Genomic DNA, 18097 nt, shown 5'->3' with positions numbered 1-18097 from the left:
AAAATTTATGAGGTGGAGCGGAAGGTGCTTGACTCCCGTGGGATAGCTAAAGAGATGAGGCCACAGGAAAGCAAGTAGCCTACAACGGAAACATTTTCACCTTTCGCAAAAATTCTCGTGATGGTTTTGTTTTTTAACAGCAGAAGAGCACGCTAGAAAAAACTCTAGCATGCTCTATCAAATTTTATTGCGCTAACTGTGCAAATACTTTATGGAATGCTGCCACTGTTGTCGCAATGTGCTCTTCCGTGTGAGCTGTTGAGATGAATAGTCCCTCGAATTGAGAAGGTGGTAAGAAAATACCTTCCTCTGCCATTAGACGGAAATATTCAGCGAATAATTGTAAATCTGATGTCTTAGCAGTAGCAAAATCAACGACATCTTCATTCGTGAAGAAGAAGCCAATCATAGAGCCTGCACGATTAACAGTGTGCGGGATATTATATTTAGTTGCTGCTTCACGGAAACCAGCCTCAAGCTGATCTCCTAATTTTTTAAAGTAATCATACGTACCATGGTCTAAACGTGATAACGTTTCATAACCGGCTGTCATCGCTAGCGGATTCCCTGATAATGTTCCTGCTTGATAAATTGGTCCAGCGGGTGCTACTTGCTCCATAATTTCTTTTTTCCCAGCGAATGCGCCTACAGGGAGACCACCTCCGATTACTTTACCTAAAGTAGTCATATCAGGCGTTACCCCAAAATATCCTTGTGCGCAGCCATAATCAACGCGGAAACCTGTCATAACTTCGTCAAAGATTAATAATGCACCATGCTCTGCAGTAAGTGCACGCAAACCTTCTAGGAAACCTGGTTGTGGAGGTACAACACCCATATTTCCTGCTACTGGCTCCACAATTACCGCAGCTAACTCAGTGCCAAATTTCTCGAAAATCACTTTTGCCCCTTCTAAATCATTATAGGCAACTGTCAACGTATTGCGGGCGATATCTGCAGGTACGCCAGGGCTATCAGGTAGGCCTAATGTGGCAACACCAGAACCAGCTTTAATCAATAAGGAGTCACCGTGACCATGATAAGACCCTTCAAACTTTAAGATCTTATCACGTCCTGTCACACCACGAGCTACACGTAATGCAGACATAGTAGCCTCTGTTCCTGAAGATACAAAGCGAATCATTTCCATTCCTGGTAGACGGTCTAATACTAATTGAGCTAAGCGATTTTCTGTATAGCTTGGAGCACCGAAGGAAGAACCCTTCGCAGCTGTATCTGCAATTGCTTTCACTACCTCTGGATGTGTATGTCCTAAAATTAGCGGACCCCAAGACAATACATAATCAATATATTCATTACCGTCAATGTCTTTAATGATTGCCCCATGGCCAGATTCCATGAAAATTGGGTCCATATTTACTGATTTGAATGCACGTACTGGGCTACTTACACCGCCCGGCATTAATTGAACAGCTTCAGCATAAGCTTGTTTTGATTTTTCGTAAGAACGTGTCATTTATTTCTCCTCCAACCAACGTGCAACATCTTTTGCATGATACGTAATGATTAAATCAGAGCCTGCACGTTTCATGCCTAATAATGTTTCAAGCACAACTTTTTTCTCTTCAATCCAACCATTTATAGCAGCCGCTTTAATCATTGCATATTCACCTGAAACGTTATACGCAACAAGCGGTAATGGATAGTTATTTTTCATGTCTCGAATAATATCTAAATAGCTAAGGGCAGGCTTGACAATTAGGAAATCTGCGCCCTCTTCGATATCTGACTCTGCTTCACGGAATGCCTCTAGACGATTTGATGGATCCATTTGGTAGGATTTACGATCACCAAATTGCGGAGCACCATCTGCAGCATCACGGAAAGGTCCATAGTAACTGGATGCATATTTGACTGCATAGGACATAATCGGGATATGTTCAAAACCAGCTTCATCCAGACCAGCGCGAATTGCCGTTACAAAGCCATCCATCATATTTGATGGAGCAATGATATCAGCGCCAGCTTTTGCTTGTGATATCGCCGTGCGAGCTAAAACATCTAATGAAGGATCATTCAAAATTTGATCGCCCTCAATTAAGCCACAATGTCCATGATCCGTAAATTCACATAAGCATGTATCCGCGATGACTAACAACTCAGGATGACGTTTTTTAATGAGTCGAGTCGCTTCTTGCACAATGCCATGATCATGAAATGCACCTGTTCCAACCGCATCCTTTTCAGCTGGCAAGCCAAATAAAATAACTGCAGGAATACCTAATGCTACAACCTCATCCACCTCTGCCTCTAGTTTATCTAATGAAAATTGAAAAACGCCAGGCATTGAATGTACTTCATTTTTAATATTTTCGCCTTCTATTACAAAAATAGGATAGATCAGGTCCTCTTTATGTAAGTATGTTTCTTTTACCATTGATCTCATCGTTGCATTGGCACGCAAACGACGGTGTCTTTGAAATTGTAGTTTTGTCATGATTTGTCCCCTACTTTCATAATTTCTTCGATGACTGCTTGCATTGTATAAACGCTTGGCATAATATCCACAGTAGCACCGTATTGTTCAAGAGCTGCTTCCGTAATATGGCCGATGGCTGCAATGTGAGCTGCTTCCCAGCCAATATGTGGCACAACTTCCATTGCATACACGTCAACTGCTGAAGGACTAGCAAAAATCACTGTAACATTTTGATGTTGCTGGATGCAACTGACAATAACAGATGTTTGATCATGTCGTTCTATCGTTTCATAGACTGTCCATTCTTTTAATTCAAAAGGCAATCCATCCTTCAACGTACTTTTCGCCTTTTCTCCTCGAATAAACAGACATCTAGGTTGATTACCCGCTACACTCGGAAATTCTTTAACGAAAATATCAGCACTAAATATGGAAGGCATAAAGCTCACTTGAAATCCTAAATTTTCTAATGCTGTTGTTGTTTTAGTTCCAATGGAAGCTATTTTTCCTTTGAAATGACTTGCATTAAATTGATGTCGAAGCATTTTACTAGCAAAAGCTTCTACAGCATTTTGACTAGTGAAAATCAACCAATCATATTGCTTAGCGTGGTTTAATAGTTCAGGATCCTTGCTATCTAATCGTTCACAAGTTTCAATTAATGGGGCTACGATGGCATGTCCACCTAAAGCTGTTATATTTTCGACAATGGTTGTTGTCTTGGATGTGCCTGTTAAAAGTATGGTTTTACCCTTTAGAGGTAAATTACTGGGCATCTTGCTCTGCCTTTACACGCTGAATTAAATCGAAAGCTCCTTGTTTTGTTAAACTAGCAGCTAGCTCTTCTCCAATTTTTTGTGCATCTGTGCCAACTACTGTTTCCTTATATACAACAGATGCATCTGGAGCAGCAACAAGGCCTGTTAATGTAATTTCTTCCCCATTTGAAGTGGCATACCCAGCAATCGGAACTTGACAACCACCATCCATTGCCGCTAAAAATGCACGTTCTGCATGTGCTTCTTGCCAAGTGAATGAATCAGTCAACTTACCTAATTCGGCTAAAAGCTCCGCATCATCGGCACGACATTCAATGCCAAGAGAGCCTTGCGCTACAGCTGGTAGACATTGTTCGACAGGTAAAAGCTCAGTGACTACATCATCACTCCACCCAAGGCGTTTCAAACCAGCCGCTGCTAAAATAATGGCATCATATTCTTCTGTTTCAAGCTTAGCTAAGCGTGTATCAACATTGCCACGAATCCATTTAATTTCGATATCAGGACGTACTGTTAAAAGCTGAGCACTACGACGTAAAGAACTTGTCCCAACGACTGCTCCCGCAGGAAGGTCAGCAAATTTAACATGCCCTTTCGAAATAAATGCATCACGAGCATCTTCACGTGGTGGAATACAACCAATCACTAGCCCATCTGGCAATACAGCAGGCATATCTTTCATAGAATGAACAGCAAAGTCAATTTCTTTATCGTAAAGGGCTTGTTCAATTTCTTTTACAAACAACCCTTTCCCACCTACTTTTGAAAGCTGTACATCTAAAATTTGGTCACCTTTTGTTACAATCTCTTTTACTTCAAATTCGAATGGTGCACCAGCCGCTTTTAATTCATTAATGAACCAATTTGTTTGCGTTAGCGCTAATTTACTTCTCCTAGAACCTACAATAATTTTTCTCAACAGTCTCCAACCTTTCTTCTAATACCATAAATGGAATCGCGATAAACTACTACCTAAGAAGAAGTTTACAACAACTAATAGATAGGCATAAATATGTACCCATGCATAAGTTGTACCTGTCAGCTTGCTTTTGCGATTCACATATAGGATAAAACAATACAAAATTAAAATAATGAAGGACCCTATGATTTTCGCATCGAAAATCGAAAGACTCTCTAATGTTAATAGTGCCCATTCAAACCCTAATATTAAACTTATAAATAACATCGGAATTCCAATGAAAAATGAAATATTCATCCAGCTGCTTGTCTGCTGCAAGGAAGGCAATCTAGTCCATAAATGCGACCACTTTTTCTTTTTCAGCAATCGATATAGAACGAGATACAAAATGGCAAACACAAATGTTAATGTAAACGCTGCATAAGACAATATTGCAAATGATATATGAATAAAAAGCATCTCTGAAATTAAAGTATCCCCGACAGCTCCTGTAGGACGTTTCGGCATAAAAGTAAAGATACTAGCGAATAAAAATCCTAGTATATTAATAATAAACACAGGTAAATCCACCCTTGCTATGCAATGAAGGATAATGGATAACGTCACGAGTAACCAGGAATAAAAAAGTATTCCCTCAGACAAGGATAAAATCGGAAAACGCTTCGTTTCCACAAACGTTAAAATGATAATGGCACTTTGAATCATCCATACAAATGAAACAAGCCAAAAAGCAATGCGTCTTGCACGTACTTGCTTATAAAAATAATCAGTAAAGTAAAAAACTAGACTGATCGCATACAAGACGATCATCACTTCATAGAGCCTCGTCATGGTCAAATCAGCCAATAGACATCCCTTCTTTGTCGTGAAATTAATAAACTATTTTAGCATAGAAAACAAAAAAACGTTTTCGTATCCTTAGTTTACCATACAGATACGAAAACGCCTCGTGTAATATCAGTAGAAAATCCAATTGCGCGTAACACCCATGTACAATCACAGCTTTCTACGTGAGCGCAATAGATAATTTAGAAAGAGTACTTTGGTTCAGTAGAAGTCTGAGATACTTGTGCGCGTTCTTTGCGCTCAAGCTCTTGCTTTGTCATCTCATGAACTTCAGCTTCCACAGCATCCTCTATACCAAAAATTTGTTGGAATAAACGTAACTGTTCATTTGCTTTTGGAGAATTAGCCATTTCTTTAGCTTGCAAGATTGGCTCTTTTAACAATTGATTGATAATAGATTTTGTATGTTTGCTTAAAATTTTACGTTCACGTTCCGTTAAATCTGGCATTTTATTTTCGATACTTGTCATAGTCTCTTGTTGAATACGATTTGCTTTTTTACGTAATGCTGAGATGACTGGCACTACCCCAAGAGTAGCTACCCAGTCTTTAAATTGCACAACTTCTTCGCCAATCATATTAGTAATATCAGCAGCAGCACGTTCACGCTCTGCTAAGTTCGCTTCGACAATACCTTGTAAATCATCAATATCATATAGAAATACATTTGGTAGGTCGCCAACTCGTGGGTCAATATCACGAGGAACCGCTATATCTACCATGAATAATGGTTTTCCTTTACGTAAACGTTCCACAAATTGCATTAGCTCGTAATCAATAACATAATCAGTAGCACCTGTTGAAGTAATTAAAATATCCGCTTCTAACAAAGAACATTGTAATTCCTTCATTGATTTAGCTTCACCATGGAATTTAGCTGCTAAGCTTTCTGCTTTTTCAAATGTACGGTTAATGACAGTAACTTTCCCTACACCACTACCGTAAAGGTTCTCAATTGCAAGTTCCCCCATTTTTCCTGCACCTAAAATAGCTACATGCTTGCGTTGTAATGAGCCAAAAATTTTCTTTGCTAATTCTACGGCCGCATAGGAAACGGATACCGCATTCTCACCAATCGCTGTTTCATTATGAGCACGCTTTGCAAATGTTACTGCTTGCTTAAATAGCTGATTGTATACCGTTCCTGTTGTGCCAATCTCTTGTCCACTTAAAAAGCTTTTTTTTACTTGCCCTAAAATTTGTGTTTCACCTAGAACCATTGAATCGATTCCAGCTGTCACTTTAAATAAATGTTCGACTGCCTCATCTTCTTCACGAATTGTTAAATACGAAGAAAATGTCTCCACAGGCAAATCAAACCAGTTGGCTAAAAATTGTTTCACAAAATGACGTCCAGTATGCAATTGATCCACAACAGCATATATTTCTGTACGATTACATGTCGAAACAATTACGTTCTCTAATATACTTTTTTGCTTTTGCAGCGCTTCCATTGCTTGTGGCAGTTCACTCTCAATGAATGATAACTTCTCACGTATTTCAACAGGCGCTGTTTTATAATTCAAGCCTACTACGATGGTATGCATGAATAACACCTCACACGTTCTAATTCACAAATCTCATTATAGCACAGTTCGACAAGAGTTCATCAATAATTTGTGAACATGTCATGAAGAACTGTAATTCGTCATCTACATTAGAATTATTATAAACTAAGTGTAACAAATTATACGTGTTGTTTCAAATTAAAAAACTGCCCCCATTATCGGAGGCAGTTTTCTCATTAATTTGTTATTGTAACACTCTTTATTGCAATTATATTACCATCTTTATCGTATGCTATAAACTCAATCTCATCATTGACTTTAAAATCCTGCATAGTTTGAACAGTTTTTGTTAACATATACACTTGATCACTACGCTTTTGCAAATCAAACTGGACATCCCCACTGATTGAATTAAAACGTACATTCATCTTCGCAACGTTTTGACAGTTACCATCAACTCGAGCACTCATTGTAATATAACCTTTTCGTAGCGAAACACTTGTCTCTTCAAATAAATCTTCTGGATTGATACAGCTTGAAGCTTGCGTTTTACATAAAATAGTATCAATTAACTTCTGGAAGACTTGATGCAATTGCAAATTATCAATTGCATGGAAGTACGTTCCGCCCGTTTCTGAAGATAATTGCATTAAAGTGGCGTCATTTACTTGTGATTTTTTGCCCATACTAACTGTGTATACTTTGACACCTTGCTTTTTCGCGTCATTTATAACTTTTGTCATTTTTGATTTACTTGTTTTACCATCAGATACAACGACAATCGCTTTGGATGTTTTCGAATCATTCGAGAATTTTGTTAAAGCAATATCGATGCCTGCAAAAATATCGGTTGCACCCTTATCTTTCGATGCTTTATAAAGATCTTTTTTCAACACATTTTCTGTTGTACCTTCTCCAAGTACTGTCGCTTTTGTATTGGTTTCAATGACTATGTTATTTTTAGCCTTTAATTGATTGATTAGTTCAATCATTTTCTTCCCACGATAATTTGTTGGATCAACAGCCTTCATGGAAGAAGAATAATCCACTACATAGGCAATTTCTGTTGCTAAAGAACAAGAGTTTTTACTGAAGTATGGATTCGTAAAAATATCTTTCGTCACTGTTTTATCTTTTAAACCCTTCAAGGACGTTGCATAGCGAGGGTCTATTGGATTGACAAGTCTTGCTTCCACTTTAGATTTGCCATATATAACTGAATCAAAGTAGGCTACAGCAGTACCTGGATTCCCTGTATTATTTAATGGATCAGAAGTGTTCGTAATGAATGAAGCTGTTTTTTCTACTCCGTCATACTTAATTTTGACTGTTCCTTGATAATCTGTAATAGGCTCTCCACCAGGACGCACTAAAGTCACCATTACTTTTGTATAACGATCTTTTCCTGATGGTCTTGATGCAGCATCCGCACTTTCCTTTAGGGCCTCTACTCGTTTTTTAAACGCCTCTACTTGTCCAAGTAATTTACCGCCTTGGTATTTTAATAATACCGTGCGGTCATAGTTACTTAAGTTAGTGAAGATCGAATAAATCTTCATAACACTGTCATAATGTTCTAATGTTAAATCTTTTTCGTCTGGCATTTCTTTCATAAGCTGAATAATGGCGCCGACTGGATTAATGTTCTCTACCTGTGAGGCAATATCATCATCAATGCCCTGAACGCGATAAATAGGACGACCATCGTCAGCAATTAAATACATTATTTCCGTTTTAGCTGGCGTTGTAACAGAGTTCTCAAAACGTGTCTTTAAAAGTTCCTCAAATAAGTGAACAGAAATATCATAGTTTTCAAATTGAAGAATAGCATTTTCATAACCTAATGCCGGATATTTAGGATCAGATCCACCGTAACGCAAATAGATGTTTTGCACATTCCCTAAAACGTCCGTCACATTTGTTTGCTGCCCAATACTAAATAATTTTTTATCTGAATTAGAATCTAGAGGAACTGGGCTATAAACATCAATTAAGTTTTGCGTAAAGAACTCTGGAATATCTTCACTTTTCGGAAATTCAGGAATTACGCTCCCATTATCATCTGTATTTGCTGGGTCGTATACTTGGTAATCAATACGCAATTCAGGCTGTGGTGCATAACGCACTTCTGCATTTAGTTTCTCTCCAACAAGACACTTCATTGCTGGGTCCGTATTATTAATCAGTTCAAAAGTTATTGTATCACGTACTGATTTAGTTAGTTTTGGTGCTACCACTATAGCTGATACAGTTGAACCATCCGATTGGACAATGTCAACTGCTTCACCTGAAGTATCAACAATATTTCCGTAGGATGCTTTCACGCGGAATGAATAGGATTTATCATCAGCGATAGGATCACCATTACAAGCCTTTAAAGACACCGTAACTAGTGTTGTATCCACATTATTTGCAATTAAATCAGGCTTTTCCACCACGATACTCTGCAATGCATTATTAACATTATTTGGTCCAGTAAAATCATTGGAATTATCCTTTGGCTCTTCAAAATCAGCACTACTAGATCCCATAAAACCAGGCGGTAATGTAATGCTATCATTATCACGACCAGCTGGACTACGTTTTAATCCTTGTACTGCGAAAGTACTATTTTGAACAGCACGATAGAAAAATACAGCAACATCACCCCTTGTTAATTTTGTGGATGGATGAAAGCTAGCGAATGTGTTTTTGCCTGTAGAGCTTGTAGATAAATCATTTGAATATAAATATTGAACTGCCTGTGGCTCATCTAAATCTAAGCCTTTAAAAGCCGCGTAAATTTGGGCAAATTGGCCACGTGTTACAGCTTTTGTTCGATTCGTATTTACATGTGTACCGTTAAATGGTAAATAAAAATCACTATAGAAATTATAAGCAACACTATCAATATAAGATAAAGCATAGTTACGATCTAGTTTGGCAAACATCAGAACAAGATCGCGATCTGTCACTTGATCATTTGGTAAAAAGTTACTTGCACTATTTAAGGACATCAGGTCATTATCAACCGCCCATGAAATAGCTTTATAATTATTGCTATTTGTTGGAACATCTCTAATTGTTGTAGCTGCTTGCGTAACAGTAGGTGTAGATGTCATCAGTAGAAGCATGAAGCAAAGCATAGCAAGCAATGCTTTTTTTACATATGTCATTTTTGTTCCATCCTTTCTTTAGTTAAAGAACAATATGTCATCACGGTAGTTTTGTTTTAAGTCATCCTCTAAATATTTCAAGAATCGTTCTAAAACAACTGACGCCTCTGCACGCGTTAGCGGTTTATTTGGATTAAAACGACCAGCAGCATCACCAATCATTAAGCCAAGCTCATTCGCTATATAGATGCCATCTCTCGCATAATTTGGAATCTGTTTGTCATCTGTAAATTTAGTTAAGTAACCAGGATCAGGTGCTCTATTTTCAAGTCCTAAGGCACGGACAAAGATAGTTGCAGCCTGTGCGCGATTAATCGCATTATCTGGCTTAAAGTAGTCAGCTGATACACCTTTAATTATCCCTTTATTTAACGCTGATTCAATATAACCGTAATCTTTGATAGAACGCTTCAAGTCTTTAAAAACACTTGTAGTAGGTGTCTTTTTTGATTTCTTTTCTTCAAACACACGTAAATCAACCGCTTTACCAATAGCCGTCGTAAAATCAATACGTTTCATTGGTGTATTAGGAGAAAAGAAGTTACTTGAATCTGAGTAAATACCTAGAGAATAAAGTTTTTCAATTGCTTCTTTCGCGTAATGGGTTGTTAAATCTCTGAATTTAGGAATGATAAGACGTTCAATTGTCGGCATGTACTCTGTATCTAAATCAAGTGTCCCTTTTTGTCCTGACGATAGGTCGTATGTATATTCAGAAATAACATCCTTTTCACTTACGACTGCATATCCACCTTCAAAACTCCCTAAGCTACCGAGATTTTCCTCATAATTTAAAACACGTGATTTACTTGTAGATAGACGATTTTTCACATGACTTGTTTTACCATCACTATAGGAATAAACAGATTCCGTGATTTGAGTTTCTGTCGCACCCCAAAAGTTCTCATAGCCTGCATGTCGACTATCTGTTTCAATTGTGACTGTGTTTTGAACAGCATTTTTTCCTTTTCCTGTTTCAAAAGCATAGGTTTTTCTAGAAATAATATTTCCTGAGTAATAATCAGAGGCTGCACGATTATCAGTAACTGTTCCTTGTGAAAATTGATAATCGACTAAGGAATAAGTAATAGCGCCAATTGTAATTTTTTCAGTGTATTTCTTCACTTCACCATTGGATGTTTTTTGACCAAGAACTGCATAATCCACTACATCTGATTCATAGGCAATATTTCTTGTCAATGTAGCGCCATTGCTTGCTGTTAACTTCATGTTATATGTTTCAGTTAATTTACCTTTTGATTCTTTTTGTGCAATTTTAATATCTTTACTTGTCCCTTTAAAAATAACAGGTGTCCCTGAAAGGAACACAGCTTCTTCATATGTATATTCGTTTTTTACAGCGCCTGTTGTTTCTAATGAAGCAGCTGATGCATTGAATGGAATAGTTGTTCCAATCAAAAAAACAGCAAGGACTAGAAACATTATTTTAGATAATTTTTTTTGCATTCGCTTTTCCTCTCTTTCACTGTGCATTTGCGTGCATAATGAAGCTTGTTTCTAATATCACTAAAAAAATCTACTCATCTTGCTAATGTATCCACAAGTTAGCCTATTCGAAGTAACTTCCTCATCTTTCGATTATGAAACATATTCGCATAAGACTCGCAGATTTTTTTAGTTTACTATTCATGCTAATCTACCAAAATAAAATGAGCTTTAACAAATCGATCTGATAATACAACTAAACGATCAGATGGCTGTAAGTCAGAAGCTTGAATTACCTTACCTGCTTTAATCAGTGTCGCTTGGTCAATATTCATATTAACCATTTCACCTGCTTCATACCAACGTCCATTTTGCCATTGACTAACACTCTTGACATTAATGACTGCAGGATACGTAGATTTCACAGACTGTAGTTTCCCTGCGAGCATTAGTGGGGCAACAGGTTTAGCCTTGTCTAGAATATGGAGAGCTTGTACATGGCCTTCTTTCACATAGAAATAACCATAATCTCCCTCAGATAAGTAAAGTTCAATATCTGGCATGACACTATATGTTTTATTGCCGTCATCTACCATAGCTTTCGTTGAATTACTAACTGACAGTACAGTACGATCTGCTTTCTTGAAAACATTTGATTCAATCTTCATCGCATCGTCAATTTCAATTACATATCCATCTGCTTGAGATAAGCGTCCATAATATAATTCATGACCTGCAAGATTAGGTGACATGAAGCTATCGCTTGTAACTTGTATTACTTGGGCATAGTGATCACGAGTAGCACCATCAGCCACGACAAAAGCAGTACCATATGCCATAAGACCAGTAGGTTCAATTAATCGTCCATTTCGAATTAAAATAGTTCCATTGTGGAAATACATTGTTCCTGCTGTTTTCAGTTTCAGTAGTTGGTAATCTGTATCAACAGACAGCATTGGTTCGTAATATGTTCTTTCATTATTTTTCAATACGACAATTTTCTCGATTACTTCCTTACCAAATTGTTTAACGGTCGCATAGTATGCTTCGCTACCTATATAATTTTTCAGCTGACCTTTCTCAACTTTCGTATTCCCAACATATATCGGTACTTTGGAAGTAAAAGGCATAGTTGAAAGATCATTTGTTGTTTGAGAGCCAAATTGCCAGTTAACAAAGGCATGTTGATTTTTCACGGTAAGTTTGTTGGCATTAGGATTGACCGCTTGTATCTCACCTTTATATAAGTTTTCAACGAGCGTGCCTGTTTCACTGATAGCTACCTTTGATATGACTGAGGAAGTTTTATTTTTGAAACTTAATTTAACGCGATCCCCTACGTATAATGCACTAATATCTGTTGCAGAAGAACCTTTTTGATAATTGGTTTCTTTGTTTAAATAGTATGTCGTTTCTGCGCCAACATCTGGTTTTACCATGATAAATAAACCATTTGGATCAATACTCGTTACGACACCAGCATTTGTTTTACCGTTACTGCTTTCTGTTGATGGTACATTTGTTTCTGTTGGTGTATGAGAGGTGCCGCGAAGTTCAACAACACTTCTAAGAGAAATTTCAGCCTCGACTTCCATCCCCATCTTAAAACCCTCAATCGTTGTAGACGTATTATTAATATATAATCTAGTATTTTTATTAATATTAAACGTTACTGTTCGCCCACGATCATTTTCCAAAGTTATTTTACTAAGTTGCTTTTCTATCGTACCATCTGGCTTCGTATATTCTGAAAACGTTACATCAACAAATGTCCCTGTCACTAGTTGGGCAGCTTTAGCAGATTGATGAAAGGAAAAACCAACTATCATCAATAACGTAATCATCAGTATGTAAAAATATTTTTTCAAAAAACCTGCCTCCTTACTAATTATTAGTATATCGTATTATTGGTAGTTTTTCTTATTCGAAAAGTTACATTTTAGGCCTTCTTGAATTTATTTCTAAAACAAAAGTTGAGGTAGCTTTTAACTTCAACCTACTTTCCTACTTCATATCTGAATATCAATTGTATGTCCGGCTGTTGGATGTGGAGCATCTAACATTTCAACTAACTGTTCTGTATTTTGCTGTTGCATTTCCATTGTCTGTTTCGTAACAGCTAAAGATACATTTTGCATAAGTGCTGCTTGGTTCATTGTCATCGATAAAGCTGCGATATCCATATAGTCCACCTCCTCTCTAATTTATCGGACAAATAGTTTCATCATCAAGTATTTTCCCTAAATTTCTACATCACCTTGACTGAAAATACAAAAACATCTATTGTCCTAACGCTTTAGATACAATAGATGTTTTTTATTACATTTTATTTTCGATTGTTTTCCAAGCTTCCTCAAAGCCAAGACCCGTTTCTGAAGAGAAGACAATAAGAGGATCACTTTTTTCCAACTCCAGCGTCTCTTTGACAATTTTCTTATGTTTATCCCATTTACCTTTTGGAATTTTATCTGCCTTCGTTGCAATGACAATGCAAGGAATATTGTAATGCTTTAAAAAATCATACATCATACGATCATCAGCTGTTGGAGGATGTCGCAAATCTATAATTTGTACGACTGCTTTTAACTCCTGACGTCCTGTAAAATAGCGCTCGATCATTTTTCCCCATGCCTCACGCTCTGTTTTAGAAACCTTTGCATAACCATACCCTGGAACATCTACAAAAAATAGCTGCTCTTCAATCTTATAAAAGTTAAGGGTTTGTGTTTTACCAGGCTTAGATGAAATACGTGCTAAAGCTTTACGTCCGATCATTCGATTAATGAAGGAAGACTTTCCTACATTCGAACGACCCGCTAATGCAAATTCTGGCAGTCCATCTTCTGGATATTGGTCTGGTCGTACCGCACTAATGACCATTTCGACATTATGGACTTTCATTTTTTTAAAAACCTCCGTCCAGCGCATAGGCTAAAACTTCATCAGCCGATGTCACTAGTTTAAATGTTAGTTGCTCACGTACACTATCAGGAATATCCTCTATATCACGTTCATTATCCTTAGGACAAATGATTGTCGTTAATCCCGCACGGTGAGCGCTTAATGTTTTTTCTTTTAAGCCGCCGATTGGCAATACACGGCCACGCAAGGTAATCTCACCTGTCATACCTACCTCGCGGCGAATCGGACGATGTAGAATAGCCGAAACGATAGCTGTTGCCATTGTAATACCAGCTGATGGTCCATCTTTTGGTACAGCACCTTCTGGTACATGGATATGAATATCATGAGTATCAAAAAATTCTGCATCCACATTAAGGTGTTCCATCTTCGTACGAACATAGGATAATGCTGTTTGAGCAGATTCCTTCATTACTTCACCAAGCTTACCAGTAAGTTGCAACTTCCCTTTACCTGGCGTTAAAGAAACTTCAATTTGTAATGTATCTCCACCAACTGTTGTATACGCAAGTCCAGTTGCGACACCCACTTGATTTTCCTTTTCAGCCTGTCCATAGCGGAAACGATGTTTACCGAGTAAATCTTGTAATGACTTTGAGCTAACCGTTACGCGTTTTTTCTCACCAGATACAATTACTTTGGCAATTTTACGGCAAAGCGTAGCGATTTGTCGTTCTAAACCACGCACTCCTGCTTCTCGAGTATAATAACGTATAATATCAGTGACTGCTTCATCTTTGATTACCACTTGTGTTTTTTTCAAGCCATGCTCTTTCAACTGCTTTGGTATAAGATGATTTTTTGTAATTTGAGCTTTCTCGATTTCAGTATAGCCCGCAATAGAAATTACTTCCATACGATCTAATAATGGTCCTGGGATGCTACTTAAATCATTGGCAGTTGCAATAAATAACACATTAGATAGATCATATGGTTCCTCAATATAATGATCACTAAATGTATTATTCTGTGCAGGGTCTAAAACTTCAAGCATAGCTGCTGCAGGGTCACCTCTAAAATCATTCGACATTTTATCGATTTCATCTAATAAAAATACTGGATTAATGGTACCTGCTTTTTTCATTCCTTGAATAATACGTCCTGGCATTGCACCAACATACGTACGTCGATGTCCGCGAATTTCCGATTCATCTCGAACACCACCTAAAGAAATACGAATAAACTTTCGATCTAAACTTTCGGCAATGGAGCGAGCTAATGATGTTTTACCAACACCTGGAGGCCCTGCTAAGCATAAAATAGGTCCTCGCAGTGAATTTTTCAACTGACGTACTGCTAAATATTCTAGAACACGTTCTTTGACTTTTTCTAGTCCATCATGATCTCGGTTTAAAATATTTTCAGCATGGGCAATATTCATGCGATCCTCTGTAGCATTTGTCCACGGTAACGATATAAGCCAATCAATATAATTGCGAATAACACCGCTTTCTGCACTAGCTCCAGGTATTTTTTCATAGCGATCTAATTCTTTCAGTGCTGCTTCCTTTGTTGTTTCTGGCATACCAGCTTCGTCGATACGCTTCCGTAATTCTGCAACTTCTCCAGTTTTCCCTTCGCGATCTCCCAGCTCCGTTTGAATAGCTTTCATTTGCTCACGTAAATAATATTCCTTTTGCGTACGCTCCATTGACTGCTTTACTTTGGAATTAATCTTCTTTTCTAGATCCAATACTTCCTGTTCATCATGCAAGCGAATAATTAAATGATCTAGTCGTTTTTTAACGCTTAGCATTTCTAATACTTCTTGCTTGTCGGCAATTTTAAACGGCAAATGAGAAGCAATAATATCTGCTAAACGGCCAGGCTCTTCAATATCCGTTACAGTATTGATCGTCTCAGTCGTAATTTTATTGGAGGATTTAGCATATTTTTCAAAATACGTCAACAATGTCCGCATCAATGCTTGTGTTTCTACATCTTTTTCTGTTGACTCCTCTTTAATCTCAATATCGACAACCGTATACTTCTCTAACGCACGATAGTTTTTCCACGTTGCACGAGCAACTCCTTCTACAAGGATACGTAACGTGCCATTCGGTAATTTAAGCATTTGTTTGACATAAGCAATTGTACCAACTGAATACAAATCTTGCTCTTCAGGTTGTTCATCGTGCATTTCTTTTTGTGTTACCAATAAAATCATTTGGTCCTCTAACATTGCCTGCTCAAGCGCCGCTACAGAACGATTTCTACCCACATCAATATGTAACACCATCGATGGGAATACTAAAAGTCCACGCAAAGGCAATAATGGTACATTTGTTGTTTTTTGTATTGTCACCATGCGGGCATTCACCTCCGTCAAAATTTTCATGTTAACATCCCGCGCTACTAGTATGTGTTTAAAAAGTTGATTCACACTAGATATTGAAGCGAGCCAAAAATTTCTTCAAGTTACAGCTGCTTTATGTAGGAATGAATAAAAAGCTGACTGTCGATATGTGCGAATATTGCACAATCGAAGTCAGCTAATTACTCTCTATCTCACAACGGTAGACAGCCACGTCTATTCATTATGCTGAAGTTTTAGTGTCGCTACCTTCATCGAGTTCAGTGCCATCTTCAAGAAGCAATTTCGGTTTTTCTTTATCCGTAATTGTTTTTGCTGTAATGATACATTTTTTTACGTCTTCACGTGAAGGTAATTCGTACATTACATCAAGCATTGTTGACTCAATAATTGAACGAAGACCACGCGCACCTGTTTTACGTTCAATTGCTTCCTTAGCAATTGCTACAAGAGCATCTTCATCAAATTCAAGCTCAACGCCATCTAATTCAAGCATTTTTTGATATTGCTTGGCTAGTGCATTTTTCGGCTCTGTTAAAATTTGTACTAGTGCTGCTTCATTTAATTGCTCCAGACTCGCAAGTACAGGTAATCGACCAATGAACTCTGGTATTAAACCAAATTTCAATAAATCCTCAGGAATCAGCTTGGACATGATAGAACCTTCATCTACATCTACTTTATTCGGATCTGAACCGAATCCTATTACTTTTTCACCCTGACGTCGTTTAATGATGGTTTCAATACCATCAAATGCACCGCCAACAATGAAAAGAATATTGGTTGTATCGATCTGTAAGAATTCTTGATGAGGATGTTTTCGCCCTCCTTGTGGTGGAACACTTGCAACTGTTCCTTCAAGAATTTTTAGGAGTGCCTGCTGAACACCTTCGCCGGAAACATCTCGTGTAATAGATGGATTTTCCGACTTACGTGCAACCTTGTCAATTTCATCAATATAGATAATCCCTTTTTCAGCGCGTTCAATATCATAATCAGCTGATTGAATTAACTTTAATAAAATATTTTCAACGTCCTCACCAACATAACCTGCTTCAGTTAAGGAGGTAGCATCCGCAATAGCGAATGGAACATTTAAAATACGTGCTAACGTTTGAGCTAATAAAGTTTTACCGCTACCAGTTGGGCCGATTAACACAATGTTCGATTTTGCTAATTCAATATCATCAATTTTACTATTCGTATTGATACGTTTATAGTGATTGTAAACTGCGACTGCCAATGCTTTTTTAGCACGCTCTTGTCCAATTACATACTCATCTAAAATCGTTAAGATTTCTTTCGGTTTTGGAATATCTTGGAATTCGATTTCCTCTTCTACACCAAGTTCCTCTACAACGATCTCTGAACAAAGCTCGATACATTCATCACAAATATAAACACCTGGACCTGCAACTAATTTACGCACTTGTTCTTGTGGTTTTCCACAAAATGAGCATTTTAAATTGCCTTTTTCATCATTAAATTTGAACAATATGTTTCACCCCTATTCAAGCAACAATCTTACAAGATTATTGAACCTTTATCAAATAAATTGTCTGCATCATTTACGCCTCAGTAATTATGCATGTGTAGATTATAACGCATCGTCATGTACTTTACTTCATTTGTCTTTCGAAGCATGCTATAGGAACCTGCTTACTTCGCCACCTTATACTGCTATAAAGTTACATTTATTCACTTCCGACACACTACAAACTACTGATCTCTATTTATAAAATCTACTACATTCATCAACCAAGGGTAT

General features: G+C 37.5%; 13 protein-coding genes. All 13 read right to left on the bottom strand.

Annotated elements, in window-relative coordinates:
* Window positions 1-184: 184 nt before the first annotated feature.
* The 13 genes from hemL to clpX all read right to left on the bottom strand — a co-directional run bounded on the left by hemL (window position 185) and on the right by clpX (window position 17824).
* Entirely contained in the window at window positions 185-1477 is a 1293-nt protein-coding gene (hemL, locus tag EW028_RS07570) for a glutamate-1-semialdehyde 2,1-aminomutase (protein ID WP_131520474.1), read from the bottom strand.
* Window positions 1478-2458 (bottom strand): porphobilinogen synthase, encoded by a 981-nt coding sequence (hemB, locus tag EW028_RS07565; RefSeq protein WP_131520473.1) that lies wholly within the window; start codon window positions 2456-2458, stop codon window positions 1478-1480.
* Complete coding sequence (locus tag EW028_RS07560) at window positions 2455-3216, bottom strand: uroporphyrinogen-III synthase (RefSeq protein ID WP_131520472.1); 762 nt, start codon at window positions 3214-3216, stop codon at window positions 2455-2457. The genes hemB and EW028_RS07560 overlap by 4 nt, the downstream gene beginning before the upstream one ends.
* Entirely contained in the window at window positions 3206-4138 is a 933-nt protein-coding gene (hemC, locus tag EW028_RS07555) for a hydroxymethylbilane synthase (RefSeq protein ID WP_131520471.1), read from the bottom strand. Before hemC ends, EW028_RS07560 begins: the two co-directional genes overlap by 11 nt.
* A gap of 18 nt (window positions 4139-4156) precedes the next feature.
* Complete coding sequence (locus EW028_RS07550; RefSeq protein WP_004226624.1) at window positions 4157-4984, bottom strand: cytochrome C assembly family protein; 828 nt, start codon at window positions 4982-4984, stop codon at window positions 4157-4159.
* Between the two features lie 182 nt (window positions 4985-5166).
* The gene (gene hemA / locus EW028_RS07545) at window positions 5167-6531 is read right to left on the bottom strand and encodes a glutamyl-tRNA reductase (RefSeq protein WP_048395129.1); all 1365 of its coding nucleotides are present in this window, start codon (window positions 6529-6531) and stop codon (window positions 5167-5169) included.
* A gap of 197 nt (window positions 6532-6728) precedes the next feature.
* Window positions 6729-9647 carry a vWA domain-containing protein gene (locus EW028_RS07540; protein WP_131520470.1) on the bottom strand — a complete coding sequence of 973 codons (2919 nt, stop codon included), beginning with the start codon at window positions 9645-9647 and terminating at the stop codon, window positions 6729-6731.
* 18 nt (window positions 9648-9665) lie between these two features.
* Window positions 9666-11114: an S-layer homology domain-containing protein gene (locus tag EW028_RS07535; RefSeq protein WP_131520469.1), complete on the bottom strand. Its 1449-nt coding sequence runs from the start codon at window positions 11112-11114 to the stop codon at window positions 9666-9668.
* Window positions 11115-11299: 185 nt separating this feature from the next.
* Window positions 11300-12961 carry a hypothetical protein gene (locus EW028_RS07530; protein WP_131520468.1) on the bottom strand — a complete coding sequence of 554 codons (1662 nt, stop codon included), beginning with the start codon at window positions 12959-12961 and terminating at the stop codon, window positions 11300-11302.
* A 141-nt stretch (window positions 12962-13102) separates the two neighbouring features.
* A complete protein-coding gene (locus EW028_RS07525) occupies window positions 13103-13276 on the bottom strand; it encodes a YjfB family protein (RefSeq protein ID WP_131520467.1) in 174 nt (57 codons plus the stop codon).
* A 136-nt stretch (window positions 13277-13412) separates the two neighbouring features.
* Window positions 13413-13994: a ribosome biogenesis GTP-binding protein YihA/YsxC gene (gene yihA / locus EW028_RS07520; protein ID WP_004226613.1), complete on the bottom strand. Its 582-nt coding sequence runs from the start codon at window positions 13992-13994 to the stop codon at window positions 13413-13415.
* A 4-nt stretch (window positions 13995-13998) separates the two neighbouring features.
* Entirely contained in the window at window positions 13999-16323 is a 2325-nt protein-coding gene (lon, locus tag EW028_RS07515; RefSeq protein WP_048395119.1) for an endopeptidase La, read from the bottom strand.
* A 229-nt stretch (window positions 16324-16552) separates the two neighbouring features.
* Window positions 16553-17824, bottom strand: a complete 1272-nt coding sequence (clpX, locus tag EW028_RS07510) for an ATP-dependent protease ATP-binding subunit ClpX (protein WP_036075657.1) — start codon at window positions 17822-17824, stop codon at window positions 16553-16555.
* Window positions 17825-18097: the final 273 nt, after the last annotated feature.

Origin of the sequence: Lysinibacillus sp. OL1, from assembly GCF_004332175.1 — a bacterium.
Taxonomy (GTDB): Bacteria; Bacillota; Bacilli; order Bacillales_A; family Planococcaceae; genus Lysinibacillus; species Lysinibacillus capsici.
This window is presented reverse-complemented; position numbering and strand designations above follow the sequence as displayed.